General features: G+C 71.6%; 15 protein-coding genes and 1 pseudogene. 8 read left to right on the top strand and 8 right to left on the bottom strand.

Annotation, left to right across the window (positions count from 1 at the left end; translation table 11 throughout):
• Positions 1-379 precede the first annotated feature (379 nt).
• Positions 380-658 carry a helix-turn-helix domain-containing protein gene (locus tag ABTZ03_RS22340; RefSeq protein WP_350514798.1) on the top strand — a complete coding sequence of 93 codons (279 nt, stop codon included), beginning with the start codon at positions 380-382 and terminating at the stop codon, positions 656-658.
• 97 nt (positions 659-755) lie between these two features.
• On the opposite strand, the gene clpB is transcribed toward ABTZ03_RS22340, so the two are convergent.
• Both clpB and ABTZ03_RS22330 read right to left on the bottom strand, forming a co-directional pair.
• On the bottom strand, positions 756-3,362 hold the full coding sequence (clpB, locus tag ABTZ03_RS22335) for an ATP-dependent chaperone ClpB (RefSeq protein WP_350514797.1): 2,607 nt from the start codon (positions 3,360-3,362) through the stop codon (positions 756-758).
• A 72-nt stretch (positions 3,363-3,434) separates the two neighbouring features.
• Positions 3,435-4,475 (bottom strand): LysR family transcriptional regulator, encoded by a 1,041-nt coding sequence (locus ABTZ03_RS22330; RefSeq protein ID WP_350514796.1) that lies wholly within the window; start codon positions 4,473-4,475, stop codon positions 3,435-3,437.
• A gap of 70 nt (positions 4,476-4,545) precedes the next feature.
• Between ABTZ03_RS22330 and ABTZ03_RS22325 the strand changes: the two genes are divergently transcribed.
• The 5 genes from ABTZ03_RS22325 (at position 4,546) to ABTZ03_RS22305 (ending at position 10,117) form a co-directional block, all read left to right on the top strand.
• The gene (locus tag ABTZ03_RS22325) at positions 4,546-5,673 is read left to right on the top strand and encodes a TDT family transporter (protein ID WP_350514795.1); all 1,128 of its coding nucleotides are present in this window, start codon (positions 4,546-4,548) and stop codon (positions 5,671-5,673) included.
• A 622-nt stretch (positions 5,674-6,295) separates the two neighbouring features.
• Positions 6,296-7,291, top strand: coding sequence for a LuxR C-terminal-related transcriptional regulator (locus ABTZ03_RS22320; protein WP_350514794.1), 996 nt, complete (start codon positions 6,296-6,298; stop codon positions 7,289-7,291).
• Entirely contained in the window at positions 7,281-8,204 is a 924-nt protein-coding gene (locus ABTZ03_RS22315; RefSeq protein WP_350514793.1) for a helix-turn-helix transcriptional regulator, read from the top strand. The genes ABTZ03_RS22320 and ABTZ03_RS22315 overlap by 11 nt, the downstream gene beginning before the upstream one ends.
• Positions 8,197-9,156, top strand: a complete 960-nt coding sequence (locus ABTZ03_RS22310) for a LuxR C-terminal-related transcriptional regulator (RefSeq protein WP_350514792.1) — start codon at positions 8,197-8,199, stop codon at positions 9,154-9,156. The genes ABTZ03_RS22315 and ABTZ03_RS22310 overlap by 8 nt, the downstream gene beginning before the upstream one ends.
• Positions 9,149-10,117, top strand: a complete 969-nt coding sequence (locus ABTZ03_RS22305; protein WP_350514791.1) for a LuxR family transcriptional regulator — start codon at positions 9,149-9,151, stop codon at positions 10,115-10,117. The genes ABTZ03_RS22310 and ABTZ03_RS22305 overlap by 8 nt, the downstream gene beginning before the upstream one ends.
• Positions 10,118-10,124: 7 nt before the next feature.
• Here the strand turns inward: ABTZ03_RS22305 and ABTZ03_RS22300 are convergent, their stop codons facing one another.
• The 6 genes from ABTZ03_RS22300 to dnaK form a co-directional block, all read right to left on the bottom strand.
• Positions 10,125-10,751: a hypothetical protein gene (locus tag ABTZ03_RS22300; RefSeq protein WP_350514790.1), complete on the bottom strand. Its 627-nt coding sequence runs from the start codon at positions 10,749-10,751 to the stop codon at positions 10,125-10,127.
• A 587-nt stretch (positions 10,752-11,338) separates the two neighbouring features.
• Positions 11,339-12,337: a hypothetical protein gene (locus tag ABTZ03_RS22295; RefSeq protein ID WP_350514789.1), complete on the bottom strand. Its 999-nt coding sequence runs from the start codon at positions 12,335-12,337 to the stop codon at positions 11,339-11,341.
• 217 nt (positions 12,338-12,554) lie between these two features.
• Positions 12,555-13,097: a heat shock protein transcriptional repressor HspR gene (locus ABTZ03_RS22290; RefSeq protein WP_350514788.1), complete on the bottom strand. Its 543-nt coding sequence runs from the start codon at positions 13,095-13,097 to the stop codon at positions 12,555-12,557.
• A gap of 7 nt (positions 13,098-13,104) precedes the next feature.
• The gene (gene dnaJ / locus ABTZ03_RS22285) at positions 13,105-14,262 is read right to left on the bottom strand and encodes a molecular chaperone DnaJ (protein ID WP_350514787.1); all 1,158 of its coding nucleotides are present in this window, start codon (positions 14,260-14,262) and stop codon (positions 13,105-13,107) included.
• Positions 14,263-14,485: 223 nt separating this feature from the next.
• Positions 14,486-15,103 (bottom strand): nucleotide exchange factor GrpE, encoded by a 618-nt coding sequence (gene grpE / locus ABTZ03_RS22280; protein ID WP_350514786.1) that lies wholly within the window; start codon positions 15,101-15,103, stop codon positions 14,486-14,488.
• Complete coding sequence (dnaK, locus tag ABTZ03_RS22275) at positions 15,100-16,947, bottom strand: molecular chaperone DnaK (RefSeq protein ID WP_350514785.1); 1,848 nt, start codon at positions 16,945-16,947, stop codon at positions 15,100-15,102. The genes grpE and dnaK overlap by 4 nt, the downstream gene beginning before the upstream one ends.
• Positions 16,948-17,232: 285 nt before the next feature.
• Between dnaK and ABTZ03_RS22270 the strand changes: the two genes are divergently transcribed.
• Both ABTZ03_RS22270 and manB read left to right on the top strand, forming a co-directional pair.
• Positions 17,233-19,455, top strand: a complete 2,223-nt coding sequence (locus tag ABTZ03_RS22270; protein ID WP_350514784.1) for a (Fe-S)-binding protein — start codon at positions 17,233-17,235, stop codon at positions 19,453-19,455.
• A gap of 293 nt (positions 19,456-19,748) precedes the next feature.
• Positions 19,749-20,813: pseudogene (gene manB / locus ABTZ03_RS22265) on the top strand (mannose-1-phosphate guanylyltransferase); the annotation flags it as partial.
• Positions 20,814-21,015: the final 202 nt, after the last annotated feature.

Here is a 21,015-nt window from a genome sequence, read left to right as displayed (position 1 = left end):
ATGAGAGGCCGCCCTTTCCACCTCCCATCCTGCCTCATTCGGGGCTCCGCTCACAGGGGCGGCGGGGGGCGCGTCGATCTTCGTCCCGGGGCGCCCGGAGGGGCGGTTGCGGGGCGTCCGGAGGGGTGTGCGGAGGGGTGTGTGGCGGGGTGCGCGAGGGGTGTGCGGAGGCTACCCGGGGCCCGTCGTCACGCACGGTGACCAGGTCCGGCCGCCCTTCCGCAGACCGGGCGCCCGCGTGAGCCAAGTCACGCGCCCGGCGCCCGGGTTCGGCTGCCGTGCGAGCCGGATGCGGTTAGCGTGCGACGGAACTGGCCTGACACAAAGTCCTTGCGTTCGAGGCGAGTTGAGGTGTTGTGAACCGAAGGGGGGAGTAGGGATGGCACCTACGGTGACCGGGGAGGGCGGCCCGCTCGGGACGTTGCTGCGGAACATCCGACTGGACCGGGGGATGACGCAGGAGCAGTTGGGGGAGGCGTCGGGGCTGAGCGTGCGGTCAATCCGCGACCTGGAGCGGGGGGTGTCCTGCCCGCGGGTGTCCACCCTGCGGCTGCTCACCCAGACCTGGAACCTGCCGGAGTCGCAGGGGGCGGAGCTGTACCGGCTGGCGCGCGCCTGGCGGGACCGCTCGCGGCGGCAGCGGGGGGCGGGGGAGTAGGCCCGGGTGCGGACGCGGCGACGGGCCGCCCCTGCGCCGAAGCGAAGGGGCGGCCCGTCGAACAGGCCGGCCGGCGGACCGGAGTGCCGCCGCTACGTCACTTCTCCAGCGGGCCCCGGCCGCGGACGGTCAGCCGGTCGTTCTCCTCGTCCCGCTCGACCAGGACGGTGTCCCCGTCGTGCACCTGGCCGGACAGGATCGCCCGGGCCAGCTGGTCGCCGATCGCGGACTGCACCAGCCGGCGCAGCGGGCGGGCGCCGTACGCCGGGTCGTACCCGGTGAGCGCCAGCCAGTCGCGGGCGGCCGCGGAGACCTCCAGGGTGAGCCGCCGCTCGCGCAGCCGCTCGCCCAGACGGGCCACCTGGAGGTCGACGATCCGGCTGAGCTCGGTGGTGCCCAGCGGTTCGAAGACCACGATGTCGTCCAGCCGGTTGAGGAACTCCGGCTTGAACGCGGCCCGGACGGTGTCCAGCACCAGCTGCTTCTTCTTGTCCTCCGGGGTGGTCGGGTCGACCAGGAACTGGCTGCCCAGGTTGGAGGTGAGGATCAGGATGGCGTTGCGGAAGTCCACCGTGCGGCCCTGGCCGTCGGTGAGCCGGCCGTCGTCCAGCACCTGGAGCAGGACGTCGAAGACCTCCGGGTGGGCCTTCTCCACCTCGTCCAGCAGCACCACGCTGTACGGGCGGCGGCGGACCGCCTCGGTGAGCTGGCCGCCCTCCTCGTAGCCGACGTACCCGGGCGGGGCGCCGACCAGCCGGGAGACCGAGTGCTTCTCGCCGTACTCGCTCATGTCGATCCGGACCATCGCCCGCTCGTCGTCGAACAGGAAGTCGGCCAGGGCCTTGGCGAGTTCGGTCTTGCCGACGCCCGTCGGGCCGAGGAACAGGAAGGAGCCGGTCGGGCGGTCCGGGTCGGCGATGCCCGAACGGGTCCGCCGCACCGCGTCCGAGACGGCCTGCACGGCCTCCGCCTGGCCGATCAGGCGGCGGCCCAACTCCTCCTCCATGCGCAGGAGTTTGGCGCTCTCGCCCTCCAGCAGTCGGCCGGCCGGGATGCCCGTCCAGGAGCCGACCACATCGGCCACGTCGTCCGGGCCGACCTCCTCCTTGACCATCGAGGCTGAGGCGTCCTGGTCCGCGGCGCGCTCCTGGGCCTCGGTGAGCTCCGTCTCCGCGGCCGGGATCTCGGCGTACATCAGCTTGGACGCCCGCTCGAAGTCCCCGTCGCGCTGGGCGCGTTCGAGCGCTCCGTGCAGGTCGTCCAGCCGCTCCTTGAGCTCGCCGACCCGGTTGAGGCTCTTCTTCTCCTGCTCCCAGCGCGCCGTCAGAACGCTCAACTGCTCGTTCTTGTCGGCGAGATCGCGCCGCAGCCGGGCCAGCCGGTCGACCGAGGCCGGGTCCGACTCCTTCTCCAGGGCGAGCTCCTCCATCCGCAACCGGTCGACGGAGCGCTGGAGTTCGTCGATCTCGACCGGGGAGGAGTCGATCTCCATCCGGAGCCGGGAGGCCGCCTCGTCGACCAGGTCGATCGCCTTGTCGGGCAGGAAGCGGGAGGTGATGTAGCGGTTGGACAGGGTGGCCGCGGCGACCAGGGCGGCGTCCGAGATCTGCACCTTGTGGTGCGCCTCGTACCGGCCCTTGAGGCCGCGCAGGATGGCGATCGAGTCTTCCACGCTGGGCTCGCCGACCAGCACCTGCTGGAAGCGGCGCTCCAGGGCCGGGTCCTTCTCGATCCGCTCGCGGTACTCGTCCAGCGTGGTGGCGCCGACCATCCGCAGCTCGCCGCGGGCCAGCATCGGCTTGAGCATGTTGCCGGCGTCCATCGCGGAGTCGCCGCCGGCGCCCGCGCCGACCATGGTGTGCAACTCGTCGATGAAGGTGACGACCTGGCCGTCGGAGGCCTTGATGTCGTTCAGGACGGCCTTCAGCCGCTCCTCGAACTCGCCGCGGAACTTGGCGCCCGCGACCATCGCGCCGAGGTCCAGCGCGACCAGTCGCTTGCCGCGCAGCGACTCCGGCACGTCACCGGCCACGATGCGCTGGGCCAGGCCCTCGACCACGGCCGTCTTGCCGACGCCGGGCTCGCCGATCAGCACCGGGTTGTTCTTCGTCCGGCGGGAGAGCACCTGGACCACCCGGCGGATCTCGACGTCCCGGCCGATCACCGGGTCGAGCTTGCCGTCCCGGGCGGCCTGGGTGAGGTCGGTGCCGTACTTCTCCAGGGCCTTGTAGGTGCCCTCGGGATCGGGCGAGGTGACCTTGCCGCTGCCCCGGACGTCCTTGAAGGCGGCGAGCAGGGCCTTGGGCGTCGCGCCCTGCTGCACCAGCAGCTCGGCGACCGCCCCGCCCTCGGCGGCCAGGCCGACCATCAGGTGCTCGGTCGAGACGTACTGGTCGTCCAGGTCGTCGGCGCGCTTGCCGGCCTCGGTGAGCACGGCGATGGTGTCCCGGGCGAGCTGCGGGGCGGCGACCGTCGAACCCATCGCGCTCGGCAGTGCCGCCAGCTGGCGGCGGGCCTCGGCGTCGATCCGGGCCGTGTTCGCCCCGACCGCCTCCAGCAGGGGCCGGGCGATGCCCTCGGGCTGCTCCAGCAGGGCGATCAGGATGTGCACCGGCTTGACGTCCGGGTTGCCGACCGAGCCCGCCTGCCGGATCGCGGCGGACAGGGCGTCCTGCGTCTTGGTGGTGAACTTGCTCGCGTCCACTGCTGGGGGGTCCTCCCTGGTCGTGTTCCACTGCTGCTACCTACAGCATGCACTAAGTTGAGTGTATTCCGCTCAACTTTTTCCCGGAGCCCTTTCAGGGGCCCTTCCAGAGCCTCTTCCGGAGTCCTTCCCGGGGCCTTCCGAGGAGCCCTGCCCGGTGCGCCCGCTGCGCCCGGTACGTCCGGTCCGCCCGGTGCGCGCGCCGCGCCCGGTCTGCCGGGTCAGCCCGAGCAGCTCCCGGGCCGGCCCGCCCGGCCGCTGCCCGGCCGGCCACACCGCGCGCAGCGGCCGTCGCAGGTCCAGTTCCTCCGCCAGCGGCACCTCGACCAGCCGCCGGGTGGCCAGCTCCTCCACCACCGCCAGTTCGCTCAGGCAGACCGGCCCCGCCCCGGTCATCGCCGCCGCCTTCAGCGCCGTCGACGAGGCCAGTTCCATCCGGGGCTGGGTCGCGCCCCCGTACGGCGTCAGGGCCATCTCCAGCACCTCCCGGGTGCCCGAGCCCGGCTCGCGCAGCACCAGCGGGGTGCCCGCCAGCTCCGGCCCGGTCAGCGGGGTGCGGCGGCGCGCCCAGCGGTGGCCGGGTGCGACCACGACCACCAGCCGGTCCGCCGCCACCACCGCGCCGGCCAGTCCGGGCGGGGTGGTCGGGCCCTCGACGAAGCCGAGGTCGGCGTCCCCGGCCAGCACGTGCCCGGCGACCTCCGCCGAGTTCGCCGTCCGCAGCGTCACCGCCGTCCCCGGGCTGGCCTCGGCGAGCGCCAGCAGCCAGCCCGGCATCAGGTACTCGGCGACGGTCAGACTGGCCACCACCCGCAGCTTGGCGTCCCGCCGCCCGCGCAGCGCGTCGATCCCGGCGTCCAGGGCCTGCGCCGCCTCCACCACCTGCCGGGCCCACTCGACCACCAGCCGGCCCGCCTCGGTCGGCCGGCTGCCCCGGGGCGAGCGGTCCAGCAGCGGGACCCCGATCTGCCGCTCCATACCCTTGATCCGGGCGCTCGCGGTCGGCTGGCTGACGCCCAGCTCGGCCGCCGCCCGGCCGACGCTGCCCAGGCGGGCCACCGCGAGCAGCAGTTCCAGGGCGCCGAGTTCGGGGACGTGCGAGGAGAGGGCCATAGGTTCAGGCTATGTCCTCATAGAAGCCGCGGCGCTACCGGAACCGGGGTCGGCGGGCGACGGTGGAACCATGTCCACCTCGGCCGATGTCCCCTTGCGCACCCGCCCCGCGGCCCCCGCCACCACCGGCGCCCGCTCCCGCCTCGACCTCGCCCAGCTCGGCCCCAACTGGTACGCCGCCGTGATGGGCACCGCGATCGTGGCCAACGGCGCCGCCGCCCTGCCGGTGCGGGTACCCGGACTGATCGGCTTCGGCGAGCTGATGTGGGCGCTCGGCGCGACCGCCCTGGTGGTGCTGGCCGGGGCCCGGCTGGTGCACCTCACCCGGCACCGCGAGGCGGCCCGCACCCAGCTGCTGGACAACCCCGCCACCGCCGTCTTCTACGGCTGCCCGCCGATGGCGCTGCTCTCGGTCGGGCTCGGCACCCTGCTGCTCGGCTCCCGGGTGATCGGGACCGGCCCCGCCGTCGCCGTGGACGCCGTGCTGTGGGGCGTCGGCACGCTGTACGCGCTGACCGTCGCGGCCGGCATCCCGTACCTGATGATCACCCGGCACCCGGTGTCCGCCCTGGAGGCCAACCCGACCTGGCTGCTGCCCGTGGTCGCCCCGCTGGTCGCCTCCGCCTGCGGCCCGGCCCTGATCCCGCACCTGCCCGCCGGAACGCCGCAGCAGGCGATGCTGTACGGCTGCTGGGCGCTGTTCGGGGTCGGCCTGCTGGCCACCCTGGTGCTGCTGCCGGTGGTCTTCACCGGGCTGTTCCACACCAAGCTGCCCACCCTGGTGCTCACCCCCGCGCTGTTCCTGGTGCTCGGCCCGCTCGGCCAGTCCGTCACCGCGATCCACCAACTCGCCGACGCCAGCCGCCCGGTGCTGCCCTCGCTGGCGCCCGTCCTGCTGCCGCTGGCCGAGCTGTACGGCGTCGCGGTGATCGGCGTCGCGATGCTCTGGCTGGCCGTCGCGCTCACCGCCAACCTGCGCGCCCGGCGGGCCGGGATGCCGTTCGCGATGACCTGGTGGGCGTTCACCTTCCCGGTCGGCACCTGCGTCACCGGCGCCGCCGCGCTCGCCCGGCACACCGGCTTCGGCGGCTTCACCGGACTGGCCGTCGGGCTCTACCTGCTGCTCTGCACCGCCTGGGTGCTGGCGGCGGGCGGCACCGCCACCGGGCTGCTCCGCGGCCGACTGCTGGCGCGCTGAACCGGGGCGCCCGCCCGCTGCCGGTGCACCCGCTCACGAGCACGTCGGCGTTGCAGGAGTGCGCACCCGCCGGGTGACGGTGCACAGCCAACCGGTCGCCACCGCCCCCACCCCCCGCTGGCCTCGGGCTTTACCGGAATCCCGGCCGCCGCTCACGGCCCCGCAGCCGCACCGCCGTGCAGATAAGTGCAATTGCGCGAACCTGCACTCGGGCGGCCCTTGTCCCCCGGCCGTCACGCTGTGAGGGTGGAGGTACGCCAAGCCGCCCGGGCACCGCAGCCCGACGGCGGCGACTTGCTCTTCAGGAACTGACCACGGGTGCAACATCCCGCGCCAGTCGAACGGGGGGGAAGAGCCCCGACCGGGGTCCATGTGTGGTGATGGACTCCGGACGGAGCCGGCGAGGCGTTGCTGCTCCGCCTCGACGGAAGCGCCAGGGCATGGCGTATCGATGGCGGCCCCCGGGGCCAAGGGTGCGACGGCACCCGGACCCGGGGGTCCGCTGTCCGACCGGTACCGTGAGACGCCCGTCACCGGTACCCGCGCACCGCACGGCGCGCGCACGGTCGGAAGACCGTAGCGAAGACGGCAGCGGAGAGGCGTCCGGCAGGGAGAGAGCGACGTGGCGGCGGAACCGGCGGTCACGCCGCACCATGGGGCGCTGGAGGGCGAAGAACCGGGCGATGCCGCCCGCCAGCTCTACCTGGCGATCATCGCCGAGGGCGGCCGCATCCCGTTCGCCGACACCACCGACGCCGACCGGCCCGCCCTGCGGCAACTCCTCGACATCGGCCTGGTCCTGGTCAATCGGATGGACCGCTGCTACACCGCGGTCAGCCCGCGCTCCGTCAGCGACCGGCTCGGCGCCGAACTCCGCAGCGAGGCCACCCGGTTGCTGGTCCGCGCCGAGAACCTCCCCGGCGCGCTCGACGGGCTCACCCGCGCCTACGACGCGATGCCCCGCCCGTCCGGCCGCCCCGGCGGCGCGGTCTACGTCGAGGGCCACGTCCACATCCGCCAGCGGATCTCCCAACTGGTCTCCGACTGCCGGTCCGAGGTGCTCACCGCCCAACCCGGCCAGCGCCCCGCCGAAACCCTCCAGGTCGCCCTCGCCCAGGACGTCCAACTCCTCCAGCGCGGCTGCTCGTTGCGCACCATCTACCAGCCGGTCGCGCTCGCCGAGCCGGCCGCGATCGCCTACGCCGAGCAGGTCACCCAGCACGGCTCGCAGATCCGGGTCCTCGACGAACCCTTCCAGCGGCTGATCGTCTTCGACCGCAGCGTCGCCGTCATCTCCGCCAACGACGACAACAGCACCGCCGCGTTCATCAGCGACCCGGCCGCCCTCACCTTCCTGATCGGCGGCTTCGAACGCGACTGGGCCCGCGCCGACACCGCCGAAGCCGCCGCCGCCCTCGGCCAGGGCCCCGCCCGCACCGTCCCCGACCGGGTCGGCCGGCTGCTCGCCCGCGGCCTCACCCAACGCGCCGTCGCCACCCGCCTGGGGCTCAGCGAACGCACCGTCGCCGCCCACATCTCCCGCCTGCGCGACCGCTACGGCGCCCAGACCCTCTTCCAGCTCGGCTGGCTGATGCGAGGTGCCCGCGATGACCGATGAACCCGGCCCGGCCGAGCGCGCCCTCTACCTCGCGGCCGTCCGCGGCGGCGGCCGCCTGCTCCCCGAGGACCTCGCCCCCGACGACCGCCCCACCGTCGCCGCCCTCGTCGCCCGCGGTCTGCTCACGCCCACCCCCACCGGCTACACCGCGGCCAACCCGAGCGCCCTCGGCGACCGCATCGGCGCCGAACTGCGCCACCGCGCCACCCGCCTGCTGGTGCACGCCGAGCGGCTCCCCGGGGCCCTCCGGCCGCTCGCCCACGCCTACGAGGAACTCCACCGGCCGTCCGGTCCCGCCACCGAGCCCGAGGACGCCGCCGCCGTCCCGCCCTGCGTCTCCGAACTCCTCGCCGGCTGCCGGGAGGAACTCCTCGCCACCCACTCCGACCCCCACCCCGCCGAGGTGCTCCGCAGGACCCTCGGCCAGGACCTCACCCTGCTCCGGCGGGGCTGCGCCCTGCGCACCCTGCACCGGCCGGCCACCCTCGACGACCCCGACGCACGGCTCCAACTCGCCCTCCGCAGCCGGCAGGGCGCGCACCTCCGGGTCCTCGACGAACCGTACGAACAGGTCCTGCTCTTCGACCGCGCCGTCGCCGTCATCCCCGCCGCCGAGGACCCCGACCGCGGCGCCGTCGTCACCGACCCCACCACCGTCGGCTACCTGGTCGCCCACTTCGAACGGGACTGGGCCCGCGCCACCCCCGCCGACCCCGACCCCGACACACCCCACCCCACCACCGTCCGGATCGGCCGGCTGCTCGCCCGCGGCCTCACCCAACGCGCCGTCGCCCTCCGGCTCGGCCTCAGCGAACGCACCGTCGCCGCCCACATCTCCCGCCTGCGCGACCGCTACGGCGCCCGGACCCTCTTCCACCTCGGCTGGCACCTCCGCGGAGAACGCCGTGGCTGACCCCGAACTGCCCGACGCCGCCGCCCGCGAGCTCTACCGCGCGATCCTGGCCGGGGGCGGCCGGATCCGCATCGCCGACATTCCGGCGGAGCGTGCCGACACCGTCCAGAGCCTGCTGGACCTCGGCCTGTTGAAGCCCTACATCACCACTGGCTCGCTCGGTGCGGTCAACCCGCGCGCGGTCAGTGCCCGGCTCGGTGCCGACCTCCGTGCCGCCGGCACTCGTCTGCTCCAGCGGGCTGAGCAACTGCCATATCTCTTGGGCGACTTGACCGATGCCTACGACACCGCCCCGCGTCGCCACGACCAGACCGGCACCACCCGGATCGTCGAAGGCGCCGACGACATCCGGCATCGGATCATCCAGCTCTCGGAGGAACTGTGCCACGAGGCACTGTCCCTCCAGCCCGGTGGAGCGCGTCCGGCGGACGCGATCGACGACATCGTCGCGCACGCCGGCAGCTTCGTGGCGTCCGGTGGATCCATGCGCACCATCTACGAGTCCACTGCCCGCCTCGACGGCCCGACCGTTCAGCTGGCTGCCCGACTGACCGACATCGGCTGCCACATCCGGGTCACAGCGTTCGCGCTCACCAAGATGATGATCTTTGACCGCACGGTGGCCGTCATCCCGGCCTCGGCCGACCACAACGCCGCCGCCTTCGTCGAGGACCCGGCCACGGTGGCCTTCCTGGCCGATGTCTTCGAGCGTTTCTGGCAGCTCTCCGAAGGCGTCAACTGGACGGCCCTGGCCGCTGGTTCCGCCGATTCCGCGATGCATGAGAAGGTCGGCCGCCTACTCGTCCAGGGCCTGACCCAGCGCGCCATCGCCGGCCGCCTGGGCCTCAGCGAGCGCACCGTCGCCGGGCACATCGCCCGCCTCCGGGAGCTGTACGACGCCGAGACACTGTTCCAACTCGGCTGGCAGATGAGGGGATCCCGCGATGGCTGACCCCGAGCTGCCCGATGCCGCCGCCCGCGAGCTCTACCGCGCGATCCTGGCCGAGGGCGGCCGGATCCGCCTCGCCGACATCCGTCCCGAGGACGAGGGCGCCGTCGGGCAGCTCGCCGGTCTGGGCCTGCTCGTCCTCCGGAGCGCCGACAGCACCTACAGCGCGGTGAACCCGCGCGCCGTCGGTGAGCGGATCGGTGCGGGGCTGCGGGAGGAGAGCGCCCGGCTGCTGGCCCGGGCCGCCGCGGTCCCCGACCTGTTGGAGGACCTGACCCAGGCGTACGACACCACGCCCCGTCGGGCCGAGCCGGTCGGTGGGGTGCGGCGGGTGGTCGGCATGGTGGAGATCCGGCACCTGATCTCCCAGCTGCTCAAGGACCACCCGCACGAGGTGCTCGCCGCCCAGCCGGGCGGGCCCCGCCCGCACGGGCACATGCGGGACACGCTCGACCACACCCACCGCTACCTCGAAGCGGGCGGGGTGATGCACACCGTCTTCGAGCCGGCGGCCTGTTCCGATCCACGGACGGTCGAGTACGCGCTGCGTTCGACCCGGGCGGGGGCCCCGATCCGGCTGCTGGAGGGGCCCTTCACCAAGACCCTGATCTTCGACCGCACCGCGGCCCTGATCCCGGCCGCCGCCGACCACACGGTCGCCGCCGTGGTCGAGGACCCGGCGGTGGTCGGCTACCTGGTCGGGGTGTTCGAGCAGCAGTGGCGTCAGGCGCAGGTGGTGGACTGGGAGTCGCTGGCGGCGGCCGCGACGCCGGTGGCCCACGAGCAGGTGGGGCGCCTGCTCGCCAGGGGGCTCACGCAGCGGGCGATCGCCAGCCGGATGGGGCTGAGCGAGCGGACCGTGGCCGGTCACATCGCCCGGCTGCGTGAGGTGTACGACGCCGAGACGCTGTTCCAACTCGGCTGGCAGATGCGGGGAGCCCGGACGGGGGAGTCCGGTGGGTGAGCCCCGCTCAGCCGGTGGCGGCGCCGGTCGGCCAGTAGCCGGTGACCGCGGTCTGCTGCCGGGGGACGTTGAAGCGGTCGCCGGGGGCGGTCCAGAAGCCCTCGCGGAGGGAGAGCGCCATGCCGGCCCAGTCGAGTGCGGTCTCCACGGTGTGGTGGAGGGCCTCCTGGGACCAGGTGTCGTCGAAGACCAGCGGCAGGACGGGGGCGACCTGCTCGATGGTGGCGATCAGCGGGTTGTGGGTGATGGCCTCGTCGACGAGCAGGACGATCGGCTTCCGCAGCGCCGACGCCCAACCGAGTTCGAGGCTGACCCCGGCCGAGAGCGGGGCTCCGACGTAGGCGAAGACCAGGTCCGCGGACTGCAGCGCCCGGAAGTCGGAGGGCACCCGGGGCTCGGGGGCACGACCGGCGACGGTCCAGGCGTCGCTGTGGTGCGCGCTGTACACGGCGGCACCGCTGCGGAGCAGGGTGGTGCGGAGCGTCGTCAGCCGCGTCCGGCTGGCGAGCGTCACCACGCTGTCCGCGGGGCCGGTGAGCCGCATCAGGGGCGCGGCCAGGAAGACACGTGCACGCCGACCCTCAGGGTCATTGCTGAGGTGACGGGAAGCGGAGCCCTGGTAGTGGTCAGTCATGTCGACTCCATTGAAAGGCCGACCGGGTCGGGGGGACGGGGCCCAGCGGCTGCTGCTGTTTGGTGGTTCTCACACCGAAGACGGTCGTTCAGAGGAAGTTGATGTGAACACATCCGATGTGTCACGCTCGTACGTGGCGATCAGTCGGTGCACTGATCGTGTCGCCGGGCCGGCCTGCGCGTCCACTGGCCTGAGGTGTCATCTCGCTGCATGGCAGAGAGATGACATGTTGGCCGTCTTCGACTGCGCTCGGAACTTTGGAAGAGTTAGGCCGAACAAGAGTGTTGTGGAGCACCTCTCGCTGACACGTTCGGGATCGTGCAGCATAATCAGCGCTGTAGCTCATGCGCGGTCGATTCGCTGAGCGTTCAACATTGTCCGAAGGGGAGTGGTCACAGTGCGTGAGGTGCGTCGGTGTGCGACCGCTATAGCACTGGCTGTAGTGGCGGTTCTGTTTAGTTCGGCTCCCGTGCACGCCGACGTGATCTGGACCAAGCAGCCTGCTGCCTCCCAGGCGCAGTCCACGGCCGCCCGGAACCTTGCCGCTGCCACCATCGCTGATGACGTGATTTGGACTTGAGCGTGCCTCAGTAGGGCGTCTCGGTGTCGTTGAACAGCGGCATGGTGCGGTGACTTTCGGACAGCTTCCAGCCCAGTTGGAACAGGGTGTCGGCCGCGTATTCGTCCCGTAGCTCGGCGATGTGGCGGGCGAGTGTGCGCTCGCTCAAGCCCAGGTTCCTGGCTATGACGCGATGGCCGATGCCCTGCAGCATCATCCTGAGGATGTTCTCGCGGAGCCTCGAAACGACCTCCGGGGGGACGTCAAGCCCTCCTTGGAACGGGATGGCGCGTTCCCAGAAGCTTTCGAACAAGCTGACCATGAAGCCGATCACGGCCTCGTCCTGGATGAATGCCGCCCGCTGCTGGTCGCCGCTGACCGGAATGATCGCGGCGGTGCGGTCGACGATGATCATCCTGGTGAACGGCTCGCCCAGCGTACGGACCTCGCCGCCGGCGGCGGTCATGGCCGCGACGTAGGCCCGCGTGGGAGCGGAGTACCGCGTGCTCGGCTGGTACAGCGTGCGTCGTGAGACTCCGCGCCGGAGCATGTCGGTGTCCAGGGCGATGGCCGCCTCCGTCGGGAAGGAGCGGGAGCCCCCACCCGGCTGGGCGCTCAGCACCTCCTCGCGGCTGCCTTCCATGAGGTCGACCAGTCGGCGGTTGATCTCGGCCAGGCCGTGGAGGTGCTCGATCGGGCCACCGTCGTGCGCCTCGTTTCCCCCGTTGCCATAGGCGTGGGTGAGCTCTTGGAACTCGGCGGGCAGAGCAGCGGCCCGGCTGAGCAGATCGAGGGCCTTGCGTTGCCAGGTCGCCGTGAGAGCGCTGGCGAGTTGCTTTGGGTCGACGGCGACGAGCATTCCCGGATCCTCTATATCCGGTACCAACAAGCCGATATCGACCAATTCGCGGAGGGAGCCGCGATCGCCTTCGTCCGCTATGGCAGCGATCACCCTCCCGGGTTCCCGCAGGACGGCCATGTAGAGAGATCTGGCCTCGGGGGAGAGCTGACTGTAGGCGTTGGCCATGGGACCGGATGCCTCAGTCCCACTCATGTCTTGCTCCCTGCCTCGGCTTGGACCTTTCGGCCTTACTCGGTTGTATTCACTACCAGATTCCGCTGCAACTGTCGCATGACCGAACCTGCTCCCACCTGGCAGGAAGGAGCCTGCCACGCCGACACAACCGCCGGCACCCCCCGAACAGGAGGGAGCCGGCGGCTGGTGGTGCGGTGCGGGTCCCCGGTCAGCGCTTGGGGCGCCAGACGACGAGGGCGCTGGACTGCGGGGTGGGCGGCTGGTACGGGACGAGGTCGCGGCGGTAGGAGGCGTGGACGGCCGCCTCGCGCTGCTGGAGGGCGCTGGCGGCGCCTTCCAGGGAGTCGGCCAGCTCGGTGATGCGGGCCTGGAGGGCGGTGACCTGGTTCTCCAGCTCGATGATCCGCTTGATGCCCGCCAGGTTGATGCCCTCGTCCTGGGAGAGCCGCTGGACGTCGCGCAGCTGCTGGATGTCGCGGGCGGAGTAGCGGCGCCCGCGGCCGGCCGTGCGGTCGGGGCTGACCAGGCCGAGGCGGTCGTACTGGCGGAGGGTCTGCGGGTGCAGGCCGGAGAGTTCGGCGGCGACCGAGATGACGTACACCGGGGTGTCCTCGGTGAGCACGTACTGCGGCGGGGTGGTGGCGCGCCGGGGGCGGCGGGGGCCGTTGCCGGGCAGGCCCTCGCCGAGGCCGGGGCCGATGGGGCCGTCGGGGTCCATCGGCTGCATCGGGTTCATCGGAGTCGGGGACATCTGGTCGTCACGCTCCCTTCGCCGCCCGGAAGAGAGCGGCTCGCGGGTCGTCGGAGGCGGTGGCCTCGCGGTACTGCTCCAGTGCGTCCAGCGCGTCGCCGGTGACGTGCTGCGGCACCACGACCTCGATGGTGACGAGGAGGTCGCCGCGGGTGCCGTCCTTGCGGGTGGCACCCTTGCCGCGGGCGCGCATGGTGAGGCCGTTGGCGCTGCCCGGGGGGAGCTTGAGCTTCACGGCGGGGCCGTTCAGCGTGGGCACCTCGATGGTGGCGCCGAGGGTGGCCTCGGGGAAGGTGACCGGCACGGTGACGGTGAGGTTGTCGCCCTTGCGGCCGAAGACCGGGTGCGGGTCGACGTGCACGGTGACGTAGAGGTCGCCGGGCTGGCCGCCGCGTTCGCCCTGGGCGCCCTTGCCCTTGAGCCGGATCCGCTGGTCGGCCTGGACGCCGGCCGGGATGCGGACCTGCATGGTGCGGGCCGAGCTGGCCCGGCCGCTGCCGTGGCAGTCGGGGCACGGGTCGTCGACGATCATCCCGCGGCCGCGGCAGTCCTTGCACGGCTCGGAGAGCGCGAAGGCGCCCTGGCCGCGGCTGACGGTGCCGGCGCCGACGCAGGTCGGGCAGACCCGCGGGGTGGTGCCGGTCTTGGCGCCGGTGCCGTTGCAGAGCCGGCAGGGGGCCTGGCTGGTCATCCGCAGCGGGACGGTCGCGCCGTCGACGGCCTCCTCGAAGGAGAGCGTCACCTCGGTCTCGACGTCGGCGCCGCGCCGGGGCTGGGCCTGCCGGGCGCCGCCGCGGTTGAAGAGGCCGCCGAAGACGTCGCCGAGGCCGCCGCCACTGCCGCCGCCGCCCTGGCTGCCGTTGAAGAGGTCGCCGAAGTCGAAGCCGTAGTTGCCGGTGCCCGGGCCGCCGGTGCGGAAGCCGCCGTTGGCGAAGAGGCTGCGGGCCTCGTCGTACTCCTTGCGGCGCTTCTCGTCGGAGAGGACGTCGTACGCCTCGGAGATGTCCTTGAAGCGCTCCTCGGCCTTGGCGTCGCCCTTGTTCGCGTCCGGGTGGAACTCGCGCGCCAGCTTGCGGTAGGTCTTCTTGATCTCGGTGGCGGTGGCGTCCTTGGGTACGCCGAGGACCTTGTAGTAGTCCTTCTCGACGAAGTCCTTGCCGCTCATGCGCCCACCTCGTTCCGCTCGGCAGCCGCTGAGCGGTTCACGCGCCCCTTGATGGCTCGCTCGCTGCGCTCGCTCACGGCTTCCGCCACCTCCTGATGTCCATCGTCACTGCGCTGTCAACAGCGTTTGCAGGAAGCGCTGTTGACAGCGCGCTGCGGAGTCGGCCGCCGTACCGGCCGGCGTGTGACTCCGCAGCGCACTGGTTGTCAGCTGTCACAGGTTGTCAGCTGTCCGAGCCACCGTCGGACTTGTCCTTGTCGGTGGACTTCGGCTCGGCGTCCGGGCCGGGCGTCGTCTGGGTGCCCGGCTGGGGCTCGGCCACGGCGACCATCGCCGGGCGGATGATCCGCTCGCCGATGCGGTAGCCGGGCTGGAGCACCTGCACGCAGGTGTCCTCGGTGACGTCCGAGGAGTAGCTGTGCATCAGCGCCTCGTGCTGCGTCGGGTCGAAGGGCTCGCCCTCCTTGCCGAACTGCTGCAGGCCCAGCTTGGCGACGACCGTCTCCAGGGACTCGGCGACGGACTTGAAGCCGCCCGTGACCTCGCCGTGCTCGCGGGCGCGGCCGATGTCGTCCAGGACCGGGATCAGGGACTCCAGGATGTTGGAGACCGCGATCTCGCGGACGGTCAGCCGGTCGCGCTCGACCCGCTTGCGGTAGTTCTGGTACTCGGCCTGCAGTCGCTGCAGGTCCGCGGTGCGCTCGGCCAGCTCGCGCTTGGCCGAGGCGGCGTCCTCGGAGCCCTCGCCGGCACCGCCGGCCGCGGCCTCCTCGGCAGCCTTGATCACGGCTTCCTCGGCGGAGTCGTCGCCGGGCTTGCCGCCCTGCGGCTTGTCCGTCATGCCGACGCACCGCCCTTGGGCTTCTCGTCGTCCACGATCTCGGCGTCGACGACGTCGTCCTCCTTGGCGTGGGTGGACTCGCCGGCCGCGGCGGCACCGGCACCGGCGGCGTCGGCGTTGGCGTAGAGCGCCTGGCCGAGCTTCTGGGCGGTGGTGGAGACCTTCTCGGAGGCCTCGCGGATCTTCGCGATGTCCTCGCCCTTGAGGGCTTCCTTGAGCTCGCCGATGGCGGTCTCGACCTCGGTCTTGACGTCGGCCGGCAGCTTGTCGGAGTTGTCGGCGATGAACTTCTCGGTCGAGTAGACGAGCTGCTCGGCGGAGTTGCGGGTCTCGACGGACTCGCGGCGCTTGTGGTCGTCCTCGGCGTACTGCTCGGCCTCGCGGCGCATGCGGTCGACCTCGTCCTTCGGCAGCGAGGAGCCGCCGGTGACGGTCATCTTCTGCTCCTTGCCGGTGCCGAGGTCCTTCGCGCCGACGTGCATGATGCCGTTGGCGTCGATGTCGAAGGTGACCTCGATCTGCGGCAGGCCGCGCGGCGCCGGCGGCAGGCCGGTCAGCTCGAACATCCCGAGCTTCTTGTTGTACGCGGCGATCTCGCGCTCGCCCTGGTAGACCTGGATCTGCACGGACGGCTGGTTGTCCTCGGCCGTGGTGAAGATCTCGGAGCGCTTGGTCGGGATCGTGGTGTTGCGCTCGATCAGCTTGGTCATGATGCCGCCCTTGGTCTCGATGCCGAGGGACAGCGGGGTGACGTCGAGCAGCAGGACGTCCTTGACCTCGCCCTTGAGGACACCGGCCTGGAGCGCGGCGCCGATGGCGACGACCTCGTCCGGGTTGACGCCCTTGTTGGCGTCCTGGCCGCCGGTCAGCTCCTTGACGAGCTCCGCGACGGCGGGCATGCGGGTCGAGCCACCGACCAGGACGACGTGGTCGATCTCGGCGAGCGAGATGCCGGCGTCCTTGATCACGTTGTGGAACGGGACCTTGCAGCGCTCCAGCAGGTCCGCGGTCAGCTGCTGGAACTGGGCCCGGGTGAGCTTCTCGTCCAGGTGCAGCGGGCCCTCGGCGGAGGCCGTGATGTAGGGCAGGTTGATCGAGGTCTCGGAGGACGAGGACAGCTCGATCTTGGCCTTCTCGGCGGCCTCGCGCAGACGCTGCAGGGCCATCTTGTCCTTGGACAGGTCGACGCCGTGGCCGGCCTGGAAGACCTTGACCAGGTGGTCGACGACGCGCTGGTCCCAGTCGTCGCCGCCGAGGTGGTTGTCACCGTTGGTGGCCTTCACCTCGACGACCCCGTCGCCGATCTCCAGCAGCGAGACGTCGAAGGTGCCGCCGCCGAGGTCGAAGACCAGGATGGTCTGGTCGTCCTTGTCCAGGCCGTACGCGAGGGCGGCCGCGGTCGGCTCGTTGACGATGCGCAGGACGTTGAGGCCCGCGATCTCACCGGCCTCCTTGGTGGCCTGGCGCTCGGAGTCGTTGAAGTACGCCGGGACGGTGATGACGGCGTCGGTGACGGTCTCGCCCAGGTAGGCCTCGGCGTCGCGCTTCAGCTTCTGCAGCACGAAGGCCGAGATCTGCTGCGGGTTGAAGTCCTTGCCGTCGATGTTGATCTTCCACCCGGTGCCCATGTGGCGCTTCACCGAGCGGATGGTGCGGTCGACGTTGGTGACCGCCTGGCGCTTGGCCACCTCGCCGACCAGAACCTCGCCGTTCTTCGCGAAGGCGACGACGGACGGCGTGGTCCGCGCACCCTCGGCGTTCGTGATGACGGTGGGCTCGCCACCCTCCAGAACGCTGACGACCGAGTTCGTCGTACCGAGGTCGATGCCGACCGCGCGTGCCATCGTAGATACCTCCACGGAAGAGTTGAGCTTTACAGGCTCAAGGATGCACGACCCGACGGTGGGCGTCAACAGCTATGAGTGTTCAGCGCTCAACTTTGCTGAGGCCCCGCTGGCGGGCGCGCCGTCACGTGACTGCCGCCATACCTTGGGAACCTTCTGGAGAACTGTTGCCCACCGGTAATGTCCGGGCCGTCGGCCCGGCAAGTTACCGACCAGTACAATCACTTCGGAAAACCCCAGAACCGCAGACACTGCTCAACCGCAAGCCGCAGGAGACGGAGAGCGATGCAACTAGCAGCGATCGTCATCTCGCTGGTCACCTTCGTGATCGGCACCGCGCTCGCCCTCCGTGCGGCGTGGCACATCTTCAGGGTCGTGCTGACCGGCGCGCCGGACTCCACCCGCTTCGGGCAGCCCGCCCAGCGCGTGAAGACCGTCGCGACCGAGTTCTTCGGCCACACCAGGATGAACCGTTGGGGGATCGTCGGCATCGCCCACTGGTTCGTCGCCGTCGGCTTCTTCAGCCTGGTGCTCACCATCGTCAACGCGATGGGGCAGCTCTTCGACGCCGAGTTCGAGCTGCCGATCATCGGCCACTGGGTGGTCTGGCAGCTCTTCGTCGAGCTGGTCGGCACCCTGACCACGCTGGGCATCGCCACCCTGATGGTGATCCGGCTGATGAGCCTGCCGTCCCGGTCCGGTCGCAAGTCCCGGTTCGCCGGCTCGATCGCCTGGCAGGCCTTCTACGTCGAGTACACGATCCTCGGCATCGGCCTCTGCATCCTGATGCTGCGCGCCCTGGAGGGCGCCATCAACGGCGTCGACTCCTACGGCCCGGCGCACCTGGTCTCGTACCCGATCGTCACCGCGCTGAGCGGGCTGTCGCACGGCACCCTGGAGAACCTGATCTGGATCTTCGCCACCGCGAAGATCTGCATCTCCTTCGCGTGGGCGATCACCATCGGCCTCAACCCCTCGATGGGCGTGGCCTGGCACCGCTTCCTCGGCTTCTTCAACATCTACTTCAAGCGCGAGGAGGACGGCGGCACCGCTCTCGGCGCCCTCCGTCCGATGACCAGCAAGGGCCAGCCGATCGACTTCGAGGACCCGGCCGACGACGCCGTCTTCGGCGTCTCCCAGGTCGAGCACTTCTCCTGGAAGGGCATCCTCGACTTCTCCACCTGCACCGAGTGCGGCCGCTGCCAGTCGCAGTGCCCGGCCTGGAACACCGGCAAGCCGCTCTCGCCCAAGCTGCTGATCATGAGCCTGCGCGAGCACGCCTACGGCAAGGCGCCGTACCTGCTGGCCGGCGGCGGCAAGGACATGGAGGGCACCGAGCAGGCCACCGCCGAGCAGCTCAAGGACGTTCCGGCGGCCGCCCTGGCCGAGGCCGAGCGCCCGCTGATCGGCACCGCCGAGGAGAACGGTGTCATCGACCCGGACGTGCTGTGGTCCTGCACCACCTGCGGCGCCTGCGTCGAGCAGTGCCCGGTGGACATCGAGCACATCGACCACATCGTCGACATGCGCCGCTACCAGGTGATGATCGAGAGCAACTTCCCGACCGAGGCCGGGACGATGCTCAAGAACCTGGAGAACAAGGGCAACCCGTGGGGCATGGCCACCAAGGCCCGCCTGGACTGGGTCAAGGAGCTCAAGAAGGAGACCGGCATCGAGGTGCCGGTGATCGGTGAGTCCATCGACCCCGCCGAGGTCGAGTACCTCTACTGGGTCGGTTGCGCCGGCGCCCTGGAGGACCGCGCCAAGAAGACCACCAAGGCCTTCGCCGAGCTGCTGCACACCGCGGGCGTGAAGTTCGCGATCCTCGGCAAGGAGGAGACCTGCACCGGTGACTCCCCGCGCCGCCTGGGCAACGAGTTCCTCTTCCAGATGCTCGGCGCGCAGAACGTCGAGACCCTGAACGCCGCGCTGGAGGACGCCCCGACCAAGCGGATCGTGGCCACCTGCCCGCACTGCTTCAACACCATCGCCAACGAGTACCCGCAGCTCGGCGGGCACTTTGAGGTGATCCACCACACCCAGCTGCTGCAGCACCTGATCGACGAGGGCAAGCTCGTCCCGGTCAACCCGGTCGAGGGCCTGATCACCTACCACGACCCCTGCTACCTGGGCCGCCACAACAAGGTCTACAGCCCGCCGCGCGAGATCATGGACAAGGTCCCCGGTCTGCGCCAGCAGGAGATGCACCGCCACAAGGAGCGCGGCTTCTGCTGCGGCGCCGGCGGTGCCCGGATGTGGATGGAGGAGCGCATCGGCAAGCGGATCAACACCGAGCGCGTGGACGAGGCGCTGTCGCTCAACCCGGACATCGTCTCCACCGCCTGCCCGTTCTGCCTGGTGATGCTCTCCGACTCGGTCAACGGCAAGAAGAACGAGGGCGCGGCCAAGGAGCACCTGAAGGTGGTCGACGTGGCCCAGCTGCTGCTCGACTCGGTGAAGGCGGCCCCGCCCGCCGAGACCGAGGAGCCCGCGACGGTGGACGCGTAACGGCACCCGCTGTTCGACAGTTCTGCTACAACCGCCCGGCCCGGTGGACGCCGCCAACGCGCCCGCCGGGCCGGGCTTTTCGGTGCCCCGGGCGACGAACGGCGGTACGGCGGGCGGACGGCGAGTGACGCTGATCGCACGGCTGCCGGACGGGTATCCGGTCGGAAGGAAATACAGTAGGCGCCGGACCGGCTACGAGCCGGTCGACCCGTTTCGGACGGGACCAGACCACCGACGGAGGTATCGGCCCGCCGGGCCGGGCCGCACAGAGCACAAGGGGAACAGCGCAGACCATGACCGAGGCGATCATGCTCGTCGGTGGTAAGGGCACGCGACTGCGTCCGCTGACCACCCACACCCCCAAGCCGATGCTGCCGGTGGCCGGTGTCCCGTTCATCGCGCACCAGCTGGCCCGCGCGGCCGCCGCCGGGGTCACCCGGGTGGTGCTCGCCACCTCCTACCTGGCCGAGGTGTTCGAGGACCACTTCCAGGACGGCACCCCGTACGGCATCGAGCTGGTCTACCTGACCGAGCGCGAGCCGCTGGGCACCGGCGGGGCCATCCGCAACGCCGCCTCCGGGCTGACCTGCGGCCCGGACGAGCCGGTCCTGGTCTTCAACGGCGACATCCTCTCCGGCCTGGACATCGCCGCCCTGCGCGACGGCCACGTGGCCGCCGGGGCCGACGTCACCCTGCACCTGACCCGGGTGGAGGACCCGCGGGCCTTCGGCCTGGTCCCGACCGACGCCGACGGGCGGGTGCTGGAGTTCCTGGAGAAGCCGGAGACCCCGGAGCAGATCGTCACCGACCAGATCAACGCCGGCTGCTACGTCTTCACCCGGTCCGTGATCGACCGCATCCCGGCCGGCCGGGAGGTGTCCGTCGAGCGCGAGACCTTCCCCGAGCTGCTGGCCACCGGTGCCCTGCTGCGCGGCGTCGTCGACTCCTCGTACTGGCTGGACCTCGGCACCCCGGCCGCGTTCGTCCGCGGCTCGGCCGACCTGGTGCTCGGCAAGGTCGACTCCCCGGCCGTCCCCGGCCCGACCGGCGACGCCCTGCTGCTGCCCGGCGCCACCGTCCACCCCGGCGCGGTGCTCAGCGGCGGCACCGTGGTCTCCGCGGACGCGGTGGTCGAGGCCGGCGCGATCGTCGAGGGCAGCGTGATCCTGCCCGGCGCGGTGATCGGCCCGGACAGCCTGGTCAAGGACTCGATCGTGGGCGCCTTCGCCAGCGTCGGCGACCGCTCCGCGCTGGACGGCGCGGTGATCGGCGACGGCGCCATCGTGGAGTCCGACAACGAGCTCCCGAACGGCATCCGGATCGCCTGCGGCACCCTGCTGCCGGTCGGCGCGGTCCGCACCACGGCCGGCCCGGGCGGCTGCCCGGCCGGCACCACGGCGGCCGCCGCGGTGCACGGGCCGTCGGTCTCCGCCCAGCGGTAGCGGCCGGCCCTCCGGACCGCTTGCCGGCGGTCCGCCGACCGCTCCGGCGGACGGCTTTCGGCCCCGTTCGTCTCAGGCTCGCTGCAAACCGGCCCCGGCTCTGTCCGGGACCGACGCG

The sequence above is a fragment of the Kitasatospora sp. NPDC096077 genome (genome assembly GCF_040303245.1).
Taxonomy (GTDB): domain Bacteria; phylum Actinomycetota; class Actinomycetes; order Streptomycetales; family Streptomycetaceae; genus Kitasatospora.
Note: the sequence above shows the minus strand (reverse complement) of the source record. Positions and strands in the feature narration are given on the sequence as shown.

What these genes read in the sequence shown, in the direction of transcription:
- grpE (WP_350514786.1), bottom strand. Translation starts at nt 15,103, where the DNA reads ATGACGGACAAGCCGCAGGGCGGCAAGCCCGGCGACGACTCCGCCGAG.
- ABTZ03_RS22300 (WP_350514790.1), bottom strand. Translation starts at nt 10,751, where the DNA reads ATGACTGACCACTACCAGGGCTCCGCTTCCCGTCACCTCAGCAATGAC.
- ABTZ03_RS22270 (WP_350514784.1), top strand. Translation starts at nt 17,233, where the DNA reads ATGCAACTAGCAGCGATCGTCATCTCGCTGGTCACCTTCGTGATCGGC.
- dnaK (WP_350514785.1), bottom strand. Translation starts at nt 16,947, where the DNA reads ATGGCACGCGCGGTCGGCATCGACCTCGGTACGACGAACTCGGTCGTC.
- ABTZ03_RS22295 (WP_350514789.1), bottom strand. Translation starts at nt 12,337, where the DNA reads ATGGCCAACGCCTACAGTCAGCTCTCCCCCGAGGCCAGATCTCTCTAC.
- ABTZ03_RS22290 (WP_350514788.1), bottom strand. Translation starts at nt 13,097, where the DNA reads ATGTCCCCGACTCCGATGAACCCGATGCAGCCGATGGACCCCGACGGC.
- ABTZ03_RS22340 (WP_350514798.1), top strand. Translation starts at nt 380, where the DNA reads ATGGCACCTACGGTGACCGGGGAGGGCGGCCCGCTCGGGACGTTGCTG.
- ABTZ03_RS22315 (WP_350514793.1), top strand. Translation starts at nt 7,281, where the DNA reads ATGACCGATGAACCCGGCCCGGCCGAGCGCGCCCTCTACCTCGCGGCC.
- ABTZ03_RS22325 (WP_350514795.1), top strand. Translation starts at nt 4,546, where the DNA reads ATGTCCACCTCGGCCGATGTCCCCTTGCGCACCCGCCCCGCGGCCCCC.
- ABTZ03_RS22330 (WP_350514796.1), bottom strand. Translation starts at nt 4,475, where the DNA reads ATGGCCCTCTCCTCGCACGTCCCCGAACTCGGCGCCCTGGAACTGCTG.
- dnaJ (WP_350514787.1), bottom strand. Translation starts at nt 14,262, where the DNA reads ATGAGCGGCAAGGACTTCGTCGAGAAGGACTACTACAAGGTCCTCGGC.
- ABTZ03_RS22305 (WP_350514791.1), top strand. Translation starts at nt 9,149, where the DNA reads ATGGCTGACCCCGAGCTGCCCGATGCCGCCGCCCGCGAGCTCTACCGC.